Source organism: Massilia sp. Dwa41.01b (assembly GCF_014171775.1).
In the GTDB taxonomy this organism is placed as follows: domain Bacteria; phylum Pseudomonadota; class Gammaproteobacteria; order Burkholderiales; family Burkholderiaceae_D; genus Telluria.
In genome coordinates, this window is the sequence record NZ_CP050454.1 from 4,216,750 (window position 1) to 4,237,754 (window position 21,005).

The 21,005-nt window shown below is 62.4% G+C and carries 14 protein-coding genes and 1 pseudogene; 10 read left to right on the top strand and 5 right to left on the bottom strand.

The genetic code is table 11. The features are described from left to right. Nucleotides 1-6 precede the first annotated feature (6 nt). The 5 genes and pseudogenes from G4G28_RS19415 to G4G28_RS19435 form a co-directional block, all read right to left on the bottom strand. Nucleotides 7-546, bottom strand: coding sequence for a transposase (locus G4G28_RS19415; protein WP_182989539.1), 540 nt, complete (start codon nt 544-546; stop codon nt 7-9). Between the two features lie 246 nt (nt 547-792). Next, on the bottom strand, nt 793-2,112 hold the full coding sequence (locus G4G28_RS19420) for a DNA recombination protein RmuC (protein WP_182989540.1): 1,320 nt from the start codon (nt 2,110-2,112) through the stop codon (nt 793-795). Between the two features lie 15 nt (nt 2,113-2,127). Then, entirely contained in the window at nt 2,128-2,517 is a 390-nt protein-coding gene (locus G4G28_RS19425; RefSeq protein WP_182989541.1) for a group II truncated hemoglobin, read from the bottom strand. Nucleotides 2,518-2,582: 65 nt separating this feature from the next. Continuing rightward, nucleotides 2,583-5,115 (bottom strand): annotated as a pseudogene (locus tag G4G28_RS19430) (ABC transporter permease). Nucleotides 5,116-5,133: 18 nt separating this feature from the next. Further along, complete coding sequence (locus G4G28_RS19435) at nt 5,134-6,141, bottom strand: adenosine deaminase (protein WP_182989542.1); 1,008 nt, start codon at nt 6,139-6,141, stop codon at nt 5,134-5,136. Nucleotides 6,142-6,826: 685 nt separating this feature from the next. Between G4G28_RS19435 and G4G28_RS19440 the strand changes: the two genes are divergently transcribed. The 10 genes from G4G28_RS19440 to ileS all read left to right on the top strand — a co-directional run bounded on the left by G4G28_RS19440 (nt 6,827) and on the right by ileS (nt 20,947). Continuing rightward, nucleotides 6,827-8,749 (top strand): PrkA family serine protein kinase, encoded by a 1,923-nt coding sequence (locus G4G28_RS19440; protein WP_182989543.1) that lies wholly within the window; start codon nt 6,827-6,829, stop codon nt 8,747-8,749. Nucleotides 8,750-8,979: 230 nt separating this feature from the next. Continuing rightward, nucleotides 8,980-10,251, top strand: a complete 1,272-nt coding sequence (locus G4G28_RS19445) for a YeaH/YhbH family protein (protein WP_182989544.1) — start codon at nt 8,980-8,982, stop codon at nt 10,249-10,251. Nucleotides 10,252-10,366: 115 nt separating this feature from the next. Further along, a complete protein-coding gene (locus G4G28_RS19450) occupies nt 10,367-11,893 on the top strand; it encodes a SpoVR family protein (protein ID WP_182989545.1) in 1,527 nt (508 codons plus the stop codon). 533 nt (nt 11,894-12,426) lie between these two features. Further along, on the top strand, nt 12,427-13,089 hold the full coding sequence (locus G4G28_RS19455) for an energy transducer TonB (RefSeq protein ID WP_182989546.1): 663 nt from the start codon (nt 12,427-12,429) through the stop codon (nt 13,087-13,089). Between the two features lie 85 nt (nt 13,090-13,174). Continuing rightward, complete coding sequence (locus tag G4G28_RS19460; RefSeq protein ID WP_202033857.1) at nt 13,175-14,119, top strand: MotA/TolQ/ExbB proton channel family protein; 945 nt, start codon at nt 13,175-13,177, stop codon at nt 14,117-14,119. Between the two features lie 3 nt (nt 14,120-14,122). Further along, nucleotides 14,123-14,551 carry a biopolymer transporter ExbD gene (locus G4G28_RS19465; RefSeq protein ID WP_182989547.1) on the top strand — a complete coding sequence of 143 codons (429 nt, stop codon included), beginning with the start codon at nt 14,123-14,125 and terminating at the stop codon, nt 14,549-14,551. 87 nt (nt 14,552-14,638) lie between these two features. Continuing rightward, nucleotides 14,639-15,070, top strand: a complete 432-nt coding sequence (locus G4G28_RS19470; RefSeq protein WP_182989548.1) for a biopolymer transporter ExbD — start codon at nt 14,639-14,641, stop codon at nt 15,068-15,070. Between the two features lie 68 nt (nt 15,071-15,138). After that, nucleotides 15,139-16,368, top strand: a complete 1,230-nt coding sequence (locus tag G4G28_RS19475) for a lipopolysaccharide assembly protein LapB (RefSeq protein ID WP_182989549.1) — start codon at nt 15,139-15,141, stop codon at nt 16,366-16,368. Nucleotides 16,369-16,969: 601 nt separating this feature from the next. Continuing rightward, a complete protein-coding gene (locus tag G4G28_RS19480; protein WP_183107733.1) occupies nt 16,970-17,962 on the top strand; it encodes a bifunctional riboflavin kinase/FAD synthetase in 993 nt (330 codons plus the stop codon). Between the two features lie 75 nt (nt 17,963-18,037). Next, a complete protein-coding gene (gene ileS, locus G4G28_RS19485; protein ID WP_182989551.1) occupies nt 18,038-20,947 on the top strand; it encodes an isoleucine--tRNA ligase in 2,910 nt (969 codons plus the stop codon). Nucleotides 20,948-21,005 lie beyond the last annotated feature (58 nt).

The following is a 21,005-nucleotide window of genomic DNA, read 5'->3' on the forward strand; positions in this document are numbered from 1 at the left end:
ACCGCCCTACTCTAGCTGCATCATCTCAGCCTGAGCCGTTCCACCCCAATCGGCCGGATAAATGCCTGTCCGCACGAACCGATGAAATGTCGAAAACGGCCACGCTATCGCGCTGTCGGCATGACCATGCCGGACAGGGTTGAAATGAACGTAATCCGCATGCCGTTCGAAATCAAGATCATCCCGTATCCGATGTTCGAAGAACCGGCGCTGCCAGATTGCCGCATCACGGTGCTTGATTCGCGACGGGCTAGGGTGCCCGGTATAAGGCGTCGTTATCCCGGCAAAGCGCGACACCGAGTTCTTGATGAGCGCCCAGCGCGTCGAATAGTCCAGGTCCCCGTCGGGCAAGGTCCAGATGCAATGTAAATGGTCGGGCATCAAGACCCAGGCATCGATGTCGAACGGGCGAACGATACGAACATCTTGCACCGCGCGGCGTAGCGCGGCGCGGATCGGTGGGAGACACAGGATGGGTTGGCGCCGAAACGACACCAGGGTGAAGAAGTAGGTGGAGCCGGTACGTGCGCGACGGTATCGGGACATGGTGGCGCATTGTATGTTGCACGCACCGAAGTACGTTATGCGTCACGGATGATTGATGAGATGCGTCAACTGTTCCGTGACGCACCGTTCACGCGTGGGCGCGGGGCGTCAACCGTTCCGTGGTCGCACCGTTCACGCGTGGGCACGGGGCGTCAACCGTTCCGTGGTCGCACCGTTCACGCGTGGGCACGGGGCGTCAACCGTTCCGTGGTCGCACCGTTCACGCGTGGGCACGGGGCGCCCACCCTACGGGTCCAGCTCTTCTTGCGAGCCCAGCATCAACTGCGCCGCTTCGCTCGGCAGCGCTTCCACCGACTTCAGCTTGCGCGCCATCTGGCGGCTGCGCACCTCCGCGCTTTCGATGTTGCGGGCGGCTTTTTCCAGGGTGAGCTTGGTGGCGGCGAGCACGTCGCCGAACTTGCCGAACTCGGTCTTCACGGCGCCGAGCACCTGCCACACTTCCGACGAGCGTTTTTCCAGTGCCAGCGTGCGGAAACCCATTTGCAGGCTGTTGAGCAGGGCCGACAGCGTCGACGGGCCGGCGATCGTCACGCGCATCGAGCGCTGCAGGTCGTCCGCCACGCCGGGACGGCGCATCACTTCCGCATACAGGCCCTCGGTTGGCAGGAACAGGATGGCGAAGTCGGTGGTCTGCGGCGGCGACACGTATTTTTCGCAGATGGTCCTGGCTTCCGCGCGCACCGCCCGTTCCAGTTCGGCGCCGTGGCGGGCGACCCCTTCGGCGTCGGAACGCTCCTGCGCTTCCAGCAGGCGCTCGTACTGCTCCTTCGGGAACTTGGCGTCGATAGGCAGCCACAGCGGCGGGCCGCCGTCGACCACGCCCGGCAGCTTGATGGCAAATTCGACCCGCGCATTGGAACCCGCGATGGTTTCGACATTCTTCGCGTACTGGTCCACGGTCAGCACCTGCTCGAGCAGCATCTCGAGCTGGACTTCGCCCCAGGTGCCGCGCGTCTTGACGTTGGTGAGCACGCGTTTCAGGTCGCCCACGCCGATGGCTAGCTGCTGCATTTCGCCCAGGCCCTGGTGCACCTTCTCGAGGCGATCGGACACCTGGCGGAAGGATTCCGTGAGGCGCGTTTCCAGCGTCGCGTGCAGCTTCTCGTCGACGGTCTGGCGCATCTCCTCAAGGCGCTTGGCGTTATCGACCTGCAGGTCGCGGATCTTGGTTTCCAGCGTGGCGCGCACTTCCAGCATGCGCTGGGCGTTCGATTCGGTGAGATTCGCCAGGGTCTGCTGCAGGGTATCGGCAAAGCGCTTGAGCGCACGCGCCTGCTCCTCGCGTCCGCCGGCCGCGTGCAGCTGCATCTGCTGGCGCATGTTCTCCAACTGCTGGTTGGTGCCGCCTTGGTGCTGGGCCATGTGCCCGGCCAGTTCCTGGCGCGTGCCCTGGGCGCTGTGCTGCAGCTCCTGGCGCAGCTCGCGTTCGAGGCGTTCGAAGGCGAGCGCGCTGCCATCTGTACGTCCGCGCAGGAGCAGCAAAACCTGCAGCCCGATCACGGCCAGCAGCGCCAGCGCCAGTACGGCAAATTGAAGAGTACTCATCTCGTTCGGCTCATTTCAATCCGCTTTATTGCGCATCCAGTCGGCGGTCTGGTAGAAGGACTGCATCAGGCGCAGGCGGATATCGTCGTCCATGCCGATGTCTTCCATCGCCCAGGCCATCGCGCGCAGCCACTGGTCGCGCTCCTGCGTGCCGATGGCGAATGGCAGGTGACGGGCGCGCAGGCGTGGGTGGCCATGACGCTCCACGAACAGGTCGGGGCCGCCCATCCAGCCGGACAGGAACATGAACAGTTTTTCGCGCGAGCCGTCGTTGGGTTTCGGGTGCATGGCGTGGATGCCGGCGAACTCCGGCTCCAGTTCCATCAGGTCGTAGAAGCGGTCGACCAGTTCGCGCAAGCGGGCTTCGCCGCCGATGATTTCGTACAGGGTTTGGTTCTCGGACATCCCGTGATCATAACTGAGCGTGGGCCGCCGCGTGTACCGACGCGGCATTCCCGCAACGATCTCGATCAGGTCGCCTCGCGCAGCGTTTGCAGCGGTGGCTGGCGCAGCACGCTGCGCAGCCCCAGCCAGCCGCCGGCCAGCGCGCAGACGGCACCGGCCAGGATGCCCGCCCCCACACGGTCGGATTGAACGACCACTCGAACTTGAACTGCCAGGTCGCCAGCGCCCAGCCCGGGGCCGCCGCGCCGCTGGCCGCGAGCAGGCCAGCCAGGCCGCCGACCAGCACGAACTCGATGCGCTGCGCCTGCGCCAGCTGCCTGCGCGTCGCGCCCGGGGCCCGCAACAGGCCCGCCTCGCGCGTGCGATCGGTGGTCGAACCCATCAGCGCCGCATACAGCACCAGCACGCCCGAGGCCAGCGTGAACAGGAACAGGAATTCGACCGCGACCACGACCTGGTCCACCACTTCCTGGATCTGGCGGATGATGCCGCTGACGTCGATTACGGTCAGGTTCGGATAGGCGCGTGCCAGCGAACTGGCCAGGTTCGCGCCCTGTTCGGGCAAGTGGAAGGCCGTCATGTAGGTGGCCGGCGCCTTCGCCATCGCGGCCGGGTTGATGATGACGAAGAAGTTGGCGCGCATCGAGCCCCATTCGAGCTTGCGCAAGCTGGTGATCTTCGCGTCCACCGGCAGACCGCCCATGTCGAAGCGGATGGTATCGCCGAGCTTCAATCCCAGGGTCTTGGCGATGCCCTGCTCGACCGAGGCCTCGGAGACGCCGGGCGCGTCCCTGTACCAGGCGCCGCGCACGATCACGTTGTCCTCGGGCGGCGTGGCCATCGTCGACAGGTTGAATTCGCGGTTGGCCAGGCGCTGGGCATCCTCGCTCTTGTAGGTGCTTGCCGTGACCGGCTTGCCGTTCACGGCCGTCAGGCGGCCGCGGATCATCGGGTACAAACGCGGCGCCTCGACGCCGGCCGCGGCGATGCGGCGCGTGACGTCGTCCTTCTGGTCGGGCAGCACGTTGATGATGAAGCGGTTGGGCGCGTTCTCTGGCGTGGCGCGCTGCCAGGCCGCGACCAGGTCGCCGCGCACCACCGTCAGCAGCAGCAGCGCCATCAAACCGAGGGCCAGCGATACCACCTGCACGATGGTGGCGCCCGGGCGGCGCTGCAGCGAAGTGACGGCAAAACGCAAGCCCCGGTGCTTGAAGGCGCCGCGCAACTGGCGCAGCAGGCGCAGGCCCAGCCAGGCAACGAGCGCAAAGAAGGCGAAGCCGCCGAGGAAACCGCCGGCCGTGATCAGGGCCAGCTTCGGGTCGCCCGCCTGCCACAGCAGCAGCGCGACAAAGACGACGGTACCGAGGCCGTAGGTTGCCAGCGCCATCGGCTGCGGCGCGGTTTGCTCGCGCCGGATCACGCGGTTGTGCGGCACGTTCCGCAGCTGCAGGACGGGCGGCAGTGCAAAGCCGACCAGCAGCAGCATGCCGGTGGCGATGCCCTGCAGCGCCGGCAGCGGCGACACCGGCGGCAGGTCGGCGGGCAGCAGCTTGCCGATCAGTTCGAGCAGCACGAAGTGGGCACCAAAACCCACGAGCACGCCAAGCAGGCTGCCGGCCAGGCCGACCAGCGCGAACTCGATCAGGTACAGGGCGCCGACCTGGTTCTGCGTCAGCCCCAGGCAGCGCAGCATGGCGCAGGCGTCCAGGTGGCGCTGCATGAAGCGGCGCGCCGCCATCGCCACGGCCACCGCCGCAAGCAGCGCCGACAGCAGGCCGACCGGGGACAGGAAGCGGTCGGCGCGGTCGAGCGTGGCCTGCATTTCGGGCGGCCGTTTTCCAGCGTCTCGATGCGCACGCCCTTGACGTTGTCGCCGGCGATGCGCGCGCGCAGCCAGGCCTCGAAATCGCGCACGCGCGCAAAATCGTTCTTCGCCGGGGACGCCACCTGCACGCGATAGGTCACGCGCGCGAAATTGTCGACCAGGCCGGTCGACTGCAGATCGCCGATCGACAGCAGCACGCGCGGTGCGAAATTGGCGAACGAGGCGCCACGGTCCGGCTCGGCCGCGATCAGCTGGGCAATGGTGAAGCGCCGGTCGCCCAGCTGCAGGGATTCGCCGACCTTGACGCCGATTCCGGTCAGCAGGTTGGCGTCGACCCAGACGGTGCCGGGCGCGGGGATGCCGCGCGTGCGGGTGCCAAGGGCATTGCTGGCCTGGGCGGGATCGGTGGTAATGCGCAGTTCGCCGCGCAGTGGATAACCGTTCGAGACGGCCTTGATCGAGGCCAGCTGCGCCGTTGACGCTTCGCCCTCGCCGCCTTGCGCCATGCTGGGGAAGGTGATGGTGTCGGCCAGCAGCAGGCCACGCCGCGTCGCCTCGGTGCGCCAGGCGGCGGGGACCGGCTGGTCGGCGTTCAGGATCAGGTCGGCGCCGAGCAGCTGGTGGGCGTCCCGCGCCAGGCCGGCGCGCATGCGGTCGATGAAGAAGCCGACCGAGGACAGGGCAGCGACGGCAACGATCAGTGCCACCAGCAGGAAACGCAACTCGCCGGCGCGCCAGTCGCGCGCGGTCATGCGAAGGGATTGGGTCAGCATCGTCGCGGTTCCTTGTTGTTATGCGTTGGCGAAGAACTGGTCGACTTCAGCCAGGAAGGCGCGCTTCTGCTCGGGCCCCAGGAAGGCGGCGGCAAAGCTGTTGTGGGCCAGCTGGCGCGCATGCGTGATATCCAGCGGCAAGGCGTCGAAGGCCGCGATGAAATTGTCGTTCATGTAGCCGCCGAAATAGGCGGGGTCGTCGGAATTGACGGTGGCCGCCAGGCCCTTGTCGAGCAGGGTGCGCAGGTTGTGCGAGCCCATCACGTCGAACACGCGCAGCTTGATGTTCGACAGCGGGCAGACAGTCAAGGCCATGTGCTCGCGCGCCAGGCGCTCGACCAGCTCGGGGCTCTCCAGGCAGCGCACGCCGTGGTCGATGCGCTCGACATTCAACACGTCCAGTGCGCTTTCGATATAGGCCGGCGGCCCCTCCTCGCCCGCATGCGCGACCAGGCGCAGGCCGAGCTGGCGGGCGCGCTCGAAGACACGCGCGAACTTCTCCGGCGGGTGGCCGACCTCGGACGAATCGAGGCCGACGCCGATGAACTTGTCCCGGTGCGGCAGCGCCTCGTCGAGCGTGGCCAGGGCCTCTTCTTCCGACAGGTGGCGCAGGAAACACATGATCAGGCCCGCGCTGATGGGCCCATCCTGGCAGGCTCGCCAGATGCCGTTGATCACGGTCTCGAAGGGCACACCACGCGCCGTGTGGGTTTGGGGATCGAAAAAGAGTTCTGTGTGTCGAACGTTGTCAGACGCCGCCCTTTGCAAGTAGGCCGCGGTCATGTCGTAGAAATCCTGCTCGGTCAGGAGCACACTGGCGCCAGCGTAATAGATGTCGAGAAAGGACTGCAAATCGCTGAATGCGTAGGCCTGGCGCAACGCTTCGACCGATGGATAAGGCAGCGATACACCGTTCCTTTGTGCCAGCGCAAAGATCAGTTCCGGCTCCAGCGAGCCCTCGATGTGGATGTGCAATTCGGCTTTCGGCATCCGTTGGATGATCTGGCGCAGCTGCTCGGTCAGCATGGTTTTACTCCGTCTTGGGGCGCTTGGGCAGGGGTGTGAAAGTGGTAAAACTGACCACTGCCGGCCAGTGTACCGCATGGGACGACGCCCCGTTTTTCCGGTAAAAACGGAGCAAAAAAAGCCCTGCGTTTGGCGTGCGCCGCTACCCCTCGAGATCGTGCACTATCGATTCAGGGTACCGACAACCCAGCAGTAAATACAGCTGGAAATGGCCTGTTGGAATGCCTCGAAATGGGGTCCCGAAGGACTGCGCACGAACGCGCCGCGGCCCTCGTCAAATTCGCTCTTTTTTCTTTCCAATCAATTACTTATCGATAACGCGACAGTGCACACGATAGGGCTTTGACTTCGGAAACGGATAGGCACATAATAAATTTCAGTAACACAAGAAGACCTCCACTCCATGGGAACTGCCGGCCACAAGCCGGCCAGAACAAGAAGATCCGCCAGAGCCGCCGCCCCACCTCGCGGCGCTACCACGGCGACCCGTCAATAAGAGCGCCTGGCAAAGCCTTCAGACCCAGGCGCGTTGCCGAAGACAGTACGCCCGTACGGCGAGACAACGCAACGCTGGGCTGGAGGCTTTGTTAGGTGCTCCAAAGTACGCCAAGAAAAACGGGACTTAGCAGTCGGCATCGATCGGCTGCCGTGACAGATCGTTGTTAGCAAACTAAAGGACATGCACATGACCATTTTTGACAACTACGCCGCCCGTTATGAGCGTACCCGCGAAGAAGAATATTCCCTGACCGAATACCTTGCCCTGTGCAAGAAAGACCCGCTGACCTACGCGAGCGCACCCGAGCGCATGCTGGCCGCCATCGGCGAACCGACCCTTGTCGATACCCGGCTCGACCCGCGGCTGTCGCGCATCTTCGCCAACAAGGTCATCAAGATCTATCCCGCCTTCCGCGAGTTCTATGGCATGGAGGAAGTGATCGAGCAGGTCGTTTCCTACTTCCGCCACGCGGCGCAAGGCCTGGAAGAACGCAAGCAGATCCTCTACCTGCTCGGTCCCGTCGGCGGCGGCAAGTCGTCGATCGCCGAGAAGCTCAAGCACCTGATGGAACAGGTTCCCTTCTATGCGATCAAGGGTTCGCCCGTGAACGAATCGCCGCTGGGCCTGTTCAACGAAGACGAGGACGGCGTCATCCTCGAGGAAGACTATGGCATCCCGCGCCGCTACCTGCGCTCGATCCCGAGCCCGTGGGCAGTGAAACGCCTGCACGAGTTCGGCGGCGACATCAACAAGTTCCGCGTCGTGAAGCGCTACCCGTCGATCCTGAAACAAATCGCCATTTCAAAGACCGAGCCGGGCGACGAGAACAACCAGGATATTTCTTCGCTGGTCGGCAAGGTCGACATCCGCAAGCTCGAGGATTATTCGCAGGACGATCCGGACGCCTACAGCTATTCCGGCGGCCTCTGCCTGGCCAACCAGGGCCTGATGGAATTCGTCGAGATGTTCAAGGCACCGATCAAGGTGCTGCACCCTTTGCTGACGGCCACGCAGGAAGGCAATTACAAGGGCACCGAGGGTTTCGGCGCGATTCCCTTCGAAGGCATCATCCTGGCGCACTCGAACGAGTCGGAATGGAAAAGCTTCCGCAACAACCGCAACAACGAGGCTTTCCTCGATCGCATCTACATCGTGAAGGTGCCGTATTGCCTGCGCATCTCCGATGAAATCAAGATCTACGACAAGTTGATCCGCAATTCCTCGCTCGAGAAAGCACCCTGTGCGCCGGGCACGCTGCGCATGATGGCGCAGTTCGCGATCCTGTCGCGCCTGAAGGATCCGGAGAATTCCAGCATCTATTCAAAGATGCTGGTCTACGATGGCGAAAATTTGAAGGACACCGACCCCAAGGCCAAATCCTTGCATGAATATGTGGATTACGCCGGCGTGGACGAAGGCATGAACGGGCTGTCGACGCGCTTCGCCTTCAAGATCCTGTCGAAGGTCTTCAACTTCGACAATACCGAAGTGGCCGCCAATCCGGTGCACCTGCTGTATGTACTGGAACAGCAGATCGAACGCGAGCAGTTCCCGCCGGAACAGGAGCAGCGCTACCACTCTTATATTAAAGAGCACCTGGCGCAGCGCTACGTCGACTTCATCGGCAAGGAAATCCAGACGGCCTACCTGGAGAGCTATTCGGAATACGGCCAGAACATCTTCGACCGCTACGTGACGTTTGCCGACTTCTGGATCCAGGACCAGGAATTCCGCGATCCCGACACCGGCGAAAGTTTCGACCGCGAGTCGCTCAATGCCGAACTCGAGAAAATCGAGAAGCCGGCCGGCATCTCGAATCCGAAGGACTTCCGCAACGAGATCGTCAACTTCGGCCTGCGTGCCCGGGCGACCAATGGCGGCAAGAACCCGGCCTGGACCAGCTACGAAAAATTCCGCACCGTGATCGAGAAGAAGATGTTCTCGAACACCGAAGAACTGCTGCCGGTGATTTCGTTCAACGCCAAGGCCAGCGCCGAGGACGCGACGAAACATGCCGACTTCGTCAACCGCATGGTGGAGAAAGGGTATACGGCCAAGCAGGTGCGGCTCCTGTGCGAATGGTACCTGCGTGTGAGGAAATCGTCCTGAGGTAGGGACCACGCTGCCAGGGCACGCGGCGCCATCCGCCTGTGTCCGCTTACGGCCTGCTCGGTGTGCCGCAAGCATCGAAAGCGTCGCCTCCGGGCACGCTTTCGCGGCGTTCCACGCATTTTTGACGACCCTGCCAGCCGTGCGCACCCCGCGTCAGCACGCAGCGTATTAAGATAGGAGGACCAGCGCAGCACCTGGTCCGCCGCGATTTTTGCAGGAGGCATGTTTTGACTTACCTCATCGACCGTCGCTTGCAGAGCAAGAACAAGTCAGCGGTCAACCGCGAACGCTTCCTGCGCCGCTACAAAGCGCAGATCAAGGATGCGGTCGGCCGCGCGATCAAGGGCCGTTCGATCACCGATGTCGAGAACGGCGAAAAGGTCTCGATTCCCGTCAAGGACGTCAACGAGCCTCATTTCGGCCACGCCCACGGCGGCGTATGGGAAACCGTCAATCCCGGCAATACCGAATACCAGAAAGGCGACCAGTTCAACCGCCCCCGCAGCGGCGGCGGCGGGTCCGGACGCGGGCGCGCCGGCAATAGCGACCAGACCGTCGAGGACGACTTCATCTTCGAGCTCTCGCGCGAAGAGTTCATGAACTACTTCTTCGAAGACCTCGAGCTGCCGAACATGATCAAGACGCAGCTGTCGCAGACGATCGAATTCAAGACCCAGCGCGCCGGCTACAACGTCTCGGGCACGCCGTCGAACATCCACGTACTGCGCTCGCTGCGCGGCGCACTCGGCCGGCGCATTGCGGTAGGCGGCCCCAGCCGGCGCCACCTGGCCGAAGCCCAGCAGGAATTGCAGGACCTGTTCGATGCCGGGGTGCTCGAAGAAGACCCGCGCGTCGTCGAACTGCGCCGCAAGATTCACCACTACCACACGCGCATCAACGCGATTCCCTTCATCGATCCGTTCGACCTGCGCTACAGCAACCGCATCAAGGTACCGAAACCGAGCACCCAGGCCGTGATGTTCTGCATCATGGACGTGTCCGGCTCGATGGACGAAACGCGCAAGGACACGGCCAAGCGCTTCTTCATCCTGCTCTATTTATTCCTCAAGCGCGTATACGAACACATCGAGGTCGTCTTCATCCGCCACCACACGGCCGCGGCCGAAGTCGACGAGGACGAGTTCTTCCACTCGCGCGAGTCAGGCGGCACCGTTGTCTCTTCGGCCCTGCACCTGCTGCAGAAGGTGATCGGCGAGCGCTATGCCAGCGCCGACTGGAACGCCTACGTCGCCCAGGCTTCGGACGGCGACAACTGGGACAACGACTCCGTGCTGTGCAAGCAGTTGCTGACCCACGGCATCATGCCCAAGGTGCAGTACTACACCTATGTCGAAATCACCGACGGGCCGCCGCAGAACCTGTGGGAGCAATATACCGAGGTGGCGGCGCAGCACAGCAACTTTGCGATGCAGAAGATCGTGACTCCGGCCGACATCTACCCGGTCTTCCGCGAGCTGTTCAAGAAGCAACCAAAATAAGGCCAGCACATGGACACCCGATATCCGATGCAAACGCAAGCAGGGCCGGCAGACCGCCGGCACCACACTTGCGCCGCGCCCGATGTCCGCGGGTCCTCCAACCGATAGGCACGCCATGCCAGACGACCATACCAATCCGCGCGCCCTCCCCGAACAGTCCGAATGGACCTTCGACCTGATCGAACAGGCGCACGAAGAAATTCGCCGCGTGGCCAGGAAATTCGGCCTCGACACCTACCCGAACCAGCTCGAGGTCATTACCGCCGAGCAGATGATGGATGCCTACACCTCGGTCGGCATGCCGGTGTCGTATAACCACTGGTCCTTCGGCAAACATTTCCTCACCACTGAGAAGAGCTACAAGCGCGGCCAGATGGGCCTGGCCTACGAGATCGTCATCAACTCGAATCCCTGCATCGCCTATTTAATGGAGGAGAACAGCCTGACCATGCAGGCGCTGGTGATTGCCCACGCGGCTTACGGCCACAATTCTTTCTTCAAAGGCAACTACCTGTTCCGCACCTGGACCGACGCCGAAGCCATCGTCGACTACATGGTGTTCGCCAAGAACTATATTGCCGAATGCGAGCAGCGCTATGGCATCGACGCGGTCGAGGACCTGCTCGACTCCTGCCACGCGATCCAGAACTATGGGGTCGACCGTTATAAACGTCCGGCCAAGCTGTCGGTGGCACAGGAAGCGGCGCGCCAGAAGGAGCGCGAGGAGTATGCCCAGTCGCAGGTGAACGCCCTGTGGCGCACGGTGCCCCGGCGCGAGGAGGAAGAGCGCGACACCCCGCCACCGCGCTTTCCAATCGAGCCCGAGGAAAACCTGCTGTACTTTATAGAGAAGTACGCACCGCTGCTGGAACCCTGGCAGCGCGAACTGGTGCGTATTACCCGCAAGATCTCGCAATACTTCTATCCGCAGCGCCAGACCCAGGTGATGAACGAAGGCTGGGCCACCTTCTGGCACTACACGATTCTGCAGGAACTATATAAAGAGGGGATCGTTGGCGACGGCTTCATGCTCGAGTTCCTGCAAAGCCATACGAACGTCGTCTATCAGCCACCTGCGACCAGTCCTTATTATTCGGGCATCAATCCGTATGCCCTCGGTTTCGCGATGATGAGCGACATACGCCGGATCTGCGAGAACCCGACCGATGAAGACCGCGCCTGGTTCCCGGACATTGCCGGCAGCGACTGGATCAAAACGCTCGACTTTGCCATGCGTAACTTCAAGGACGAAAGCTTCATTGCCCAGTACCTGTCGCCCAAGCTGATCCGCGACTTCCACTTCTTTGCCGTGCTCGACGACGACCGCAGCGACAAATTGACGATTTCGGCCATTCACGACGAAGCCGGCTACCGCTACGTGCGCCAGCAGCTGGCCGAGCAGTACAACATCGGCAACCGCGAGCCGAACATCCAGGTCTGGCAGGTCAACACCCGCGACGACCGCGCCCTCACCTTGCGCCATACCCAGTTCCAGCGCCGTCCGCTCAACGCCCAGGCCCAGGAAGTGCTCAAGCATGTCGCTCGCCTGTGGGGCTTCGATGTCCGGCTCGAAACCGTGGACACCAGCGGCCACGTGGTCAGCTTCCTCGACTGCCGACGCGAAAAGCGCCACCACCGCTAATCCCTTCGATGCGGCGCTTGTACGGACAAGTTTTTGAATACTTGTCCGTACGTATTATCCACATTGACGCATATCAAGTATTCAGTTTGCCACCACCTTCAGTCGTCCACCCCGCCCCGTCCAGCCCCCTGTTCTGTTAGCTAGCGAACGCTCAGCTCAGCCAAAACTGGCTATAGTTTGCAAAAAGCTCAGCATTGCACTATATGATATTTGCCACTTGGCAAAATCAGCGTGCATAATTTGGCAAAAGGGCAGCCCTCACCTCATGTTCTACAGAAGTGCAAGTAACACCGTGCAATCTTGTAATTTTGTTTAGAATTAGACCGCGCTTTTTTGCACAGCAGGAGTGCATCCGGATGAGCTGTATTGCCTGTTTTTACAGGCATTTACGGGGGTTTCGGAGGCTCAAAAATACCTGTGCAAAAATTAATTCGTAGGTATAATTCGCCGATGTCCCGGATGCGGCCTTGTCTTTTCGTCGTGTTTTGTGGGTTTAGTAGCAACAAAAAGAGTTGGTATTGGAGAAAGCAGGCATGAATTTTTCACATGAGAAGGAACCGGGGAAGAATCTCACTGGTATCACCATTGTGGTCCTGTTGCACGTCCTGGTCGCCTGGGGGATCATCAATGGTCTCGGTACGAAGGTGATCTCGAAAGTACAGGAAGCAGTGGAAACGAAGTTGATCGAGGAGGTGAAGCCGCCTCCACCGCCCGAAACTCCACCACCGCCACCACCGCCGGAAATGAAGGCCCCGCCGCCTCCATTCATCCCGCCGGTCGAGGTACAGGTAACGCCACCGCCGCCGTCGCCGACTGCCATCGCCGCAACGACGAGCACGCCGCCACCGACGACCAGCCTGACTCCACCAGCCCCACCGGCACCGGCAGCTCAGCCTAGCCCGGCGGCAGGTCCGAGCCGTACCCCGGCAGTGGCCGACTTCAGCACCTGCGCGAAGCCGGAATACCCGAAAGCCTCGGCACGTAACGAAGAAGAAGGCACAACCACGATCTCGTTCCTGATTGGCGTCGATGGTCGCATGGTCGATTCCAAGATCACGAAATCGAGTGGTTCGCGTGATCTGGACCGCGCAGCGCAGCAGGCTATCGGCAAGTGCCGCTTCAAACCGGCAATGGTCAATGGTCAGCCTGAACAGGCATGGGTCCCAGTACAGTACGTCTGGTCGCTGGAACAATAACCGAGACAGAAGATCGTCTCACAACTGTGATTTTCGTTGTCAATTAGATCAGCGAACTGTCTATTTTTATATTTCTGGAGGAAGCATGTTTAAGAATACCCGTTTGTCCGCTGTCCTGGCGGCAGTCCTGTTCTCGGTTACGGCAGCAGCGGCCCTGGTCTCGGCACCAGCCTTCGCTGACGCACCGGCAGCAGGCGCAGCAGCTCCGGCAGACGCAGCAGCAGCCCCGACCGCTGACGCAGCAGCAGCTCCGGCCGCTGACGCAGCAGCCGCTCCTGCAGCCGAAGGCGCTGCCGCTCCGGCCGCAGCCGGCGCCAAGGAAGAAGTCAAGAACCCGTACGGCTTCTCGGCCATGTGGGAAGAAGGCGACTTCGTCAACAAGGGCACCATCATCATCCTGTCGATCATGTCGATGGGTTCGTGGTACATCATCATCACCAAGCTGATCGACCAGTCGAAGATCATGCGCCAGTCGAAGGAAGTTTCCCAGAAATTCTGGAAAGCCAACTCGATCGCTGCTGGTTCGGCTACCCTGAAAGAAGGCTCGCCATTCCGCTTCATCGCTGAAACCGGCACCAAGGCAACCCAGCACCACGACGGCGCCCTGCTCGAGCAGATCGACCTGTCGACCTGGGTGACCATGCAGATCCAGCGCGCCGTGGACCGCGTCCAGTCGCGCCTGCAAGATGGCCTGTCGTTCCTGGCAACCGTTGGTTCGACCTCGCCGTTCATCGGTCTGTTCGGTACCGTCTGGGGCATCTACAACGCGCTGACCAACATCGGTATGTCGGGTAACGCGTCGATCGACAAAGTGGCAGGCCCAGTGGGTGAAGCACTGATCATGACCGCCTTCGGTCTGTTCGTTGCAGTTCCTGCGGTCCTGGGTTACAACTGGCTGGTTCGCCGCAACAAGTCGGCAATGGAAGATGTCCGTTCGTTCAGCGCCGACGTGCACTCGGTCCTGATCTCGGGCGCGATGACCACCTCCGAAGCTGCCCGTGCTGCCGCCGGCGCTAAAAAGATTGGATAAATCATGGGTATGAGTGTCGGCTCCGATAGCGGAGATGAAGATGCCGTGATGTCAGAGATCAACACGACGCCGCTTGTCGACATCATGTTGGTTCTCCTGATCATCTTCCTGATTACCAGCCCAGTGGTCCTGCAGCTGAAAAAGGTGACTCTGCCGGCGGAAGTCAACCAGGTCACCAAGACCGCGCCGGAAGACATCAATATCACCGTCAATAAAGACGGCGAAATGTACTGGAACCAGCGCCGCATCGCGAATACGGACGAATTGTTCAAGTTCTTCGCGGAGCAGTCGGTGAAACAGCCGCAGCCTGCAGTGAAAGTTCGTGGCGACCAGGAAACCCGCTACGAAGCCATTGGCCGGGTGATCTATACGGCACAGCGTGCCGGGGTGCAGAAGGTCGGTTTCATCATCGAACCGCCTGACAAGATGTAACAGCCTGACATGGGCTGATCAAGCCGCAGCGTCGGACGCAAATCCGGCGCTGCCACTTGCACCCCAGTTATTTGAAAAGGAAACACCATGGGTATGAACGTAGGTTCAGGCTCCGCCAAGGCAGCCGATCCGGAACCGATGATGGAAATGAACATGACGCCGTTGATCGACGTCCTGCTCGTTCTGATCATTATGCTGATTATCACGATTCCGAAGCAAAACCACTCGGTCAATCTGAACATGCCAGTCGGTCCTTCGCCACCACAGGTCACTGAACCAGTTGTCGTCACCATCGACGTCGACTTCGACGGTACCGTGTCGTGGAACGGCCAGGTTGTTCCAGACCGGGCGACGCTGGAAGCCAAGATGAACGAAGTGGCAGCCCAAGCCGAACAGCCGGAAGTGCACCTGCGTCCGAACAAGCTGGTCGAGTACAAGGTTGTCGCCGGTGTCATGGCGACCGCACAGCGCCTCGGCGTGACGAAGATCGGCATGGTCGGTAACGAGCAGTTCCAGTAATCGCACCACGCTAGACCAACACGGCAGGGTTTCCCTGCCGTGTCCATTTTCAAAGAGGATTTTCCACGATGAGCAAATTCCGTCTCGCACACCTCGGCCTCGCATTGGCCGCCCTCGGCTTCACCGCAGCAGCTCCGATCGTCGGCATGGCTCCCGCCCACGCGGCAGAAACCCTGCGCCCCGAAGTCGGCCGCCCACTGCAGGCAGCCCAGGCATTGATGAAACAGGGCAAGCACAAGGACGCCCTGGCAAAACTGCGCGAAGCGGACAAGGTTTCCGGTAAAACAGCCAACGAAAGCTACCTGATCGAGCGCGTGCGCGCTGCTGCCGCCTCCTCGGCCGGCGACTACGGCACCGCTGCCAACGCTTTCGAAGCCCTGCTCGCCTCGGGCAAGCTGTCGGCAGCCGAACGCGGCCAGTTCTCGGAAGGCCTGATCGGCATCTACATGCGCGGCGGCGAACTGAACAAGGCGAACGAAGCGATCCTGCGCCAACTGAAGAATGGCGACGATCCGAAGCTGCGCGCCTATCTGCTGCAGAACTATTACAAGCAGGGCAATACCGCCGCCCTGGAAAACGAGCTGCGTAACGCCGAGAAATCGGGCCGCATGACCGAAGACCAGCTCGGCATGCTGGCGAACATCCAGCTCAAGAAGAACGACAAGACCGGTTACGTCAACACCATCGAAAAGCTGGCCGCCAACTATCCGAAGGCCCAGTACTGGAACGACCTGCTGAACCGCGTCCAGGGCAAGCCCGGGTTCTCGGGCCGCCTGTCGGTCGACCTGTACCGCCTGAAGCTGGCCAACAACCTGCTCAAGAAGCCGAGCGAGTTCATGGAAATGGCCCAGCTGGTGCTGCAGGCGAAAGCACCGGCGGAAGCCCTCAAAGTCATCGACAAGGGCTACAAGGCTGGCGCCCTGGGCACCGGTCCCGACGCCGCGCGCCACCAGCGCCTGAAAGACCTGGCCGAGAAGAACCTGGCCGAGCAGAACAAGACCATCGCCGCCCTGGAAGCCGAGTACACGGCCGCCAAGGACAACGACGGTCTCGTCGCCCTCGGTTACAGCCTGGTGCAGTCGGGCCAGGCCGACAAGGGTCTGAAGATGATGGAAAACGCCATCAAGGCCGACAACCTGCGCTACGCTGACGAAGCCAAGCTGCGCCTGGGCGAAGCCTACGCCGCGGCTGGCAAGAAGCAGCAGGCGATCAGCACCCTGCGCGGCGTCAGCGGCAAGGAAGGCACCGCCGAGCTGGCCCGCTACTGGATCATGGCGATCAACAAGCCACTGGCCTGATCTCCGGCAAGCACTTGCCCATGAAACGCCGCCTGTTCGCAGGCGGCGTTTTTTTTCCAGCCGCGATTTCTCCACCAACCGTAGGGTAGGCGGCTCCACCCGAACGCACGATGACCTGCTCCTTATGCGCTGCCTACGCGTTCAACGCATACATGCAAGTCGGGCCGCCGGCCGGATGCCGGGCTTGAACGCGTGGGCGGCATTTTCGCAACCGACCATCAAGCTCCGCGCTAGTGCAGCTCACCCCTACCTCCACGACGCAGGGTAGGCGGCTCCACCCGAACGCACGGTGACCTGCTCCTTATGCGCCGCCTACGCGTTCAACACACACATGCAAGTCGGGCCGCCGGCCTGCATGCCGGGCTTGAACGCGTGGGCGGCGTTTGCGCAGCCGGGTATCACGCTCCCGGGTGGAGCCGCTCACCTTGCGAATGCCCTGGCATGCCAAGCTTTGCATGCTGCAATCACCCAGCAGCCCTGGCAAACTGGCAACGAATGCCCCCTCCTCTCTCCGCATTGCAACAAGCCTTTACCGTATAATCAAGGTTTCGCCCCACGGCGTGGTCGCTTGCTTCACCCGCCCGGCATTCTGGAACAACCAATGAAGGTATTTCGCGGACTTCCCAACGACGCGGCGCGTGCTCCCTGTGCTCTGACGATCGGCAACTTCGATGGTGTCCACCGCGGGCACCAGGCGTTGCTGGCGCGCGTGCGCAATGCGGCCGACGCGCTTGGGCTGGAAGCGGCCGTGATGACCTTCGAGCCGCATCCGCGCGAATACTTCGCCCAGCGTAGCGGCGACCTGTCGCGGGCGCCGGCACGCATTGCCAACCTGCGCGACAAGCTGGAAGACCTGGCCGAGGCCGGCATCGACCGCGTCATCGTCGAGCATTTCAACGAACAGTTCGCTTCGATTTCCCCCGAGGACTTCGTCAGCCGCGTGCTGGTCGGCGGCCTGCACGTGAAATGGCTGATGGTCGGCGACGATTTCTGCTACGGCGCCAGGCGCGCCGGCAATGTCGCGATGCTGATGGAAGCCGGCCGCCGCCATGGTTTCCATGTCGAGACCCTGCCGACGGTGCGCGAAGGCGACCAGCGCATCTCGTCCTCGGCCGTGCGTGCGGCCCTGGCCGCGGGCGAACTGGAAGCCACCGGCGCCCTGCTCGGCCACCCGTATGCGATGTCCGGCCACGTGATCCACGGTGCCAAGCTCGGCCGTACGCTCGGCTTCCCGACCCTGAACCTGCGCGTCGCACACCGCCCGGCCGTGCATGGCATCTTCGTGGTGCAGGTGCATGGCTTGGCCGACACGCCGCTGCCGGCCGTGGCCAGCCTGGGCGTGCGTCCTACCGTCGAGGACGCCGGCCGCATGCTGCTCGAAGTCCATGTATTCGACTACGACCGTCCCTGCTACGGCAAGCTGGTGCGCGTCGAGTTCCTGGAAAAACTGCGCGACGAGGAAAAGTACGTCGACCTCGACACGCTCACCAATGCCATTCACCGCGACGCCGAGCAGGCGCGCGCCTGGTTCGCCCGCCACGGCCTGCGCGGCACTCCGCGTGCCGGCGCCCTGACCGCCACCGACCGAATTTGACGCCGGCCCCGACCCTCCCGCGTCGCGCTGCCGGAAACCGGTAGCCACTCCCGAATTTCCTTACCGAAGAAACATATGTCCGAAAACAGCAAACCCGTCCAGAACGCGCCTGCCCAGAAGGCAGCCAAGAAACCTGAGAATAAGCCACTGAGCAAATACCCGGTCAACATGACCGACACCCCCTTCCCGATGCGCGGCGACCTCGCCAAGCGCGAACCGGGCTGGGTGAAGCAATGGCAGGACAAGCAGATCTACCACCGCATCCGCAAGGCGGCCGCCGGCCGGCCGAAGTTCATCCTGCACGATGGCCCACCGTATGCGAACGGCGACATCCACCTTGGCCACGCCGTCAACAAGATCCTGAAAGACATGGTCGTCAAGTCCCGCACCATGGCCGGCTTCGATGCGCCCTATGTGCCCGGCTGGGATTGCCACGGCATGCCGATCGAGATCCAGATCGAAAAGCTGTACGGCAAAAACCTGCCGACCGCCGAGGTGCTGCAGAAAGCCCGCGCCTATGCGCTCGAGCAGATCGACCGCCAGCGCGCCGGCTTCATCCGCCTGGGCGTGCTCGGCGAATGGGAAAACCCCTACATGACCATGGCCTATGGTAACGAGGCCGACGAACTGCGCGCGCTCGGCAAGCTGCTGGACAAGGGTTATGTCTACCGCGGCCTCAAGCCCGTGAACTGGTGCTTCGATTGCGGCTCGGCACTGGCTGAAGCGGAAGTGGAATACCAGGACAAGCGCGACCCGGCCATCGACGCCGGCTTCAAGTTCGCCGAAGAAGAGAAACTGGCCGCGGCTTTTGGCCTGCCGTCGCTGCCGACCATGAACGGTTTCATCGTGATCTGGACCACGACCCCGTGGACCATCCCGTCGAACCAGGCACTGAACGTGAATGCGGAAGTGACCTATGCCCTCGTCCAGGCGGAACGCGACGGTGCGCCGCTGCTGCTGATCCTGGCCCAGGACCTGGTCGAGTCCTGCCTGCAGCGCTACAAACTCGAGGGCAAGGTCATCGCCACCACCATGGGTAGCCAGCTCGAAGGCATGCGCTTCAAGCATCCACTGCACGCGGCCGATCCCTTCTACGACCGTACTTCGCCGGTCTACCTGGCCGACTACGTCACCACCGACAGCGGTACTGGCGTGGTCCACTCGGCGCCGGCCTACGGCCTGGAAGACTTTATCTCGTGCAAAGCGCACGGCATGAAGGACGACGACATCCTGAAACCGGTGATGGGCGACGGCCGCTTCGCTTCCACCCTGCCCCTGTTCGGCGGCCTGACCATCTGGGAAGCCAGCAAGCCGATCTGCGCCGCGCTGACCGAGGCGGGTGCCCTGTTTGAACTGAAAATGTTCGACCACAGCTACATGCACTGCTGGCGCCACAAGACCCCGATCGTCTACCGGGCCACTTCGCAATGGTTCGCCGGCATGGACATCACGCCGAAAGACGGCGGCCCGACCCTGCGCGAAACCGCGCTGGCCGGCATCGACAAGACCCAGTTCTTCCCGGACTGGGGCCAGGCGCGCCTGCACGGCATGATCGAGAACCGTCCGGACTGGACCCTGTCGCGCCAGCGCCAGTGGGGCGTGCCGATGGCCTTCTTCATCCACAAGGAAACGGGCGAGCTGCATCCGCGCACCCCGGAACTGCTGGAGCAAGTCGCCAAGTTGATCGAACAGAACGGCATCGACGCCTGGCAGGCGCTCGACCCGCGCGAACTGCTGGGCGACGACGCTGAAGTCTACGAGAAGAACAAGGACACGCTCGACGTCTGGTTCGACTCGGGCGCGACCCACCAGACCGTGCTGCGCGGCTCGCACAAGGAGCAGTCGACCTTCCCGGCCGACCTCTACCTGGAAGGCTCGGACCAGCACCGCGGCTGGTTCCACTCGTCCCTGCTGACCTCGTCGATGCTGAACGGCACCCCGCCCTACAAGGCGCTGCTGACTCACGGTTTTACCGTCGACGAGAACGGCAAGAAGATGTCCAAGTCGCTGGGCAACACGATGGCGCCGCAGAAGATCTCGGACACGCTCGGCGCCGACATCCTGCGCCTGTGGGTGGCCTCGACCGACTACACGGGCGAACTGTCGATCGGCGAAGAGATCCTCAAGCGCGTGACGGAATCCTACCGCCGCATCCGCAACACCCTGCGCTTCCTGCTGGCGAACACTTCGGACTTCGACCCGGCCAAGCACGCCGTCCCAGTCGCCGAGCTGTTCGAGATCGACCGCTACGCGATCGCGGCGATGGCGCAGCTGCAGAAGGACGTCGGAGCCCACTTCGAGCGCTACGAATTCCATCCGGTGGTCTCGCGCCTGCAGAACTACTGCTCGGAAGACCTGGGCGGCTTCTACCTCGACATCCTGAAGGACCGCCTGTACACGACCGGCGTGGATTCGCCCGCGCGCCGTTCGGCGCAAACGGCGCTGTGGCATATCGCCCATTCCCTGCTGCGCGTGATGGCACCGATCCTGTCGTTCACCGCCGAGGAAGCCTGGGCCGTGTTCGCGGGCCAGCAATCCTATGCGGAGAGCGACGAGACCATCTTCACCCAGACGCTGTGGAGCTTCCCGGAACTGCCGGATGCCGAAGCGCTGCTGGCCAAGTATGCGGCGCTGCGCGAAGTGCGGGCAGATGTGACCAAGCAGCTGGAAGAAGTGCGTGCCTCGGGTGCGATCGGTTCTTCGCTGCAGGCCGAACTGACGATCAAGGCCGCCGGCGAGAAGCACGCGCTGCTGGCCAGCCTGGAGGATGACCTGAAATTCGTCTTCATCACCTCGCAGGCGACCGTGGAGCAGGCGGCCAACGAAAGCGACGAAACGGTGCAGGTCACCCCATCGGAAGCGCCGAAATGCGAGCGCTGCTGGCACTACCGCCGCGACGTCGGCCACGACCACGCCCATGCCGGCCTGTGCGGACGGTGCGTCAGCAACCTGTTCGGCAGCGGCGAAGCACGCCGCTTCGCGTAATATCTCGGCTGGCAAAGCCGAACGGCAAACACAGCCGCCATGCCGCAGCCCGGCATGG

Bases quoted from the DNA above. Each gene is read 5' to 3' on its own strand.
- G4G28_RS19480 (WP_183107733.1), top strand. From the start codon at position 16,970: ATGAAGGTATTTCGCGGACTTCCCAACGACGCGGCGCGTGCTCCCTGT.
- G4G28_RS19455 (WP_182989546.1), top strand. From the start codon at position 12,427: ATGAATTTTTCACATGAGAAGGAACCGGGGAAGAATCTCACTGGTATC.
- G4G28_RS19475 (WP_182989549.1), top strand. From the start codon at position 15,139: ATGAGCAAATTCCGTCTCGCACACCTCGGCCTCGCATTGGCCGCCCTC.
- G4G28_RS19465 (WP_182989547.1), top strand. From the start codon at position 14,123: ATGGGTATGAGTGTCGGCTCCGATAGCGGAGATGAAGATGCCGTGATG.
- G4G28_RS19440 (WP_182989543.1), top strand. From the start codon at position 6,827: ATGACCATTTTTGACAACTACGCCGCCCGTTATGAGCGTACCCGCGAA.
- G4G28_RS19460 (WP_202033857.1), top strand. From the start codon at position 13,175: ATGTTTAAGAATACCCGTTTGTCCGCTGTCCTGGCGGCAGTCCTGTTC.
- G4G28_RS19470 (WP_182989548.1), top strand. From the start codon at position 14,639: ATGGGTATGAACGTAGGTTCAGGCTCCGCCAAGGCAGCCGATCCGGAA.
- G4G28_RS19435 (WP_182989542.1), bottom strand. From the start codon at position 6,141: ATGCTGACCGAGCAGCTGCGCCAGATCATCCAACGGATGCCGAAAGCC.
- G4G28_RS19450 (WP_182989545.1), top strand. From the start codon at position 10,367: ATGCCAGACGACCATACCAATCCGCGCGCCCTCCCCGAACAGTCCGAA.
- ileS (WP_182989551.1), top strand. From the start codon at position 18,038: ATGTCCGAAAACAGCAAACCCGTCCAGAACGCGCCTGCCCAGAAGGCA.
- G4G28_RS19415 (WP_182989539.1), bottom strand. From the start codon at position 546: ATGTCCCGATACCGTCGCGCACGTACCGGCTCCACCTACTTCTTCACC.
- G4G28_RS19420 (WP_182989540.1), bottom strand. From the start codon at position 2,112: ATGAGTACTCTTCAATTTGCCGTACTGGCGCTGGCGCTGCTGGCCGTG.
- G4G28_RS19425 (WP_182989541.1), bottom strand. From the start codon at position 2,517: ATGTCCGAGAACCAAACCCTGTACGAAATCATCGGCGGCGAAGCCCGC.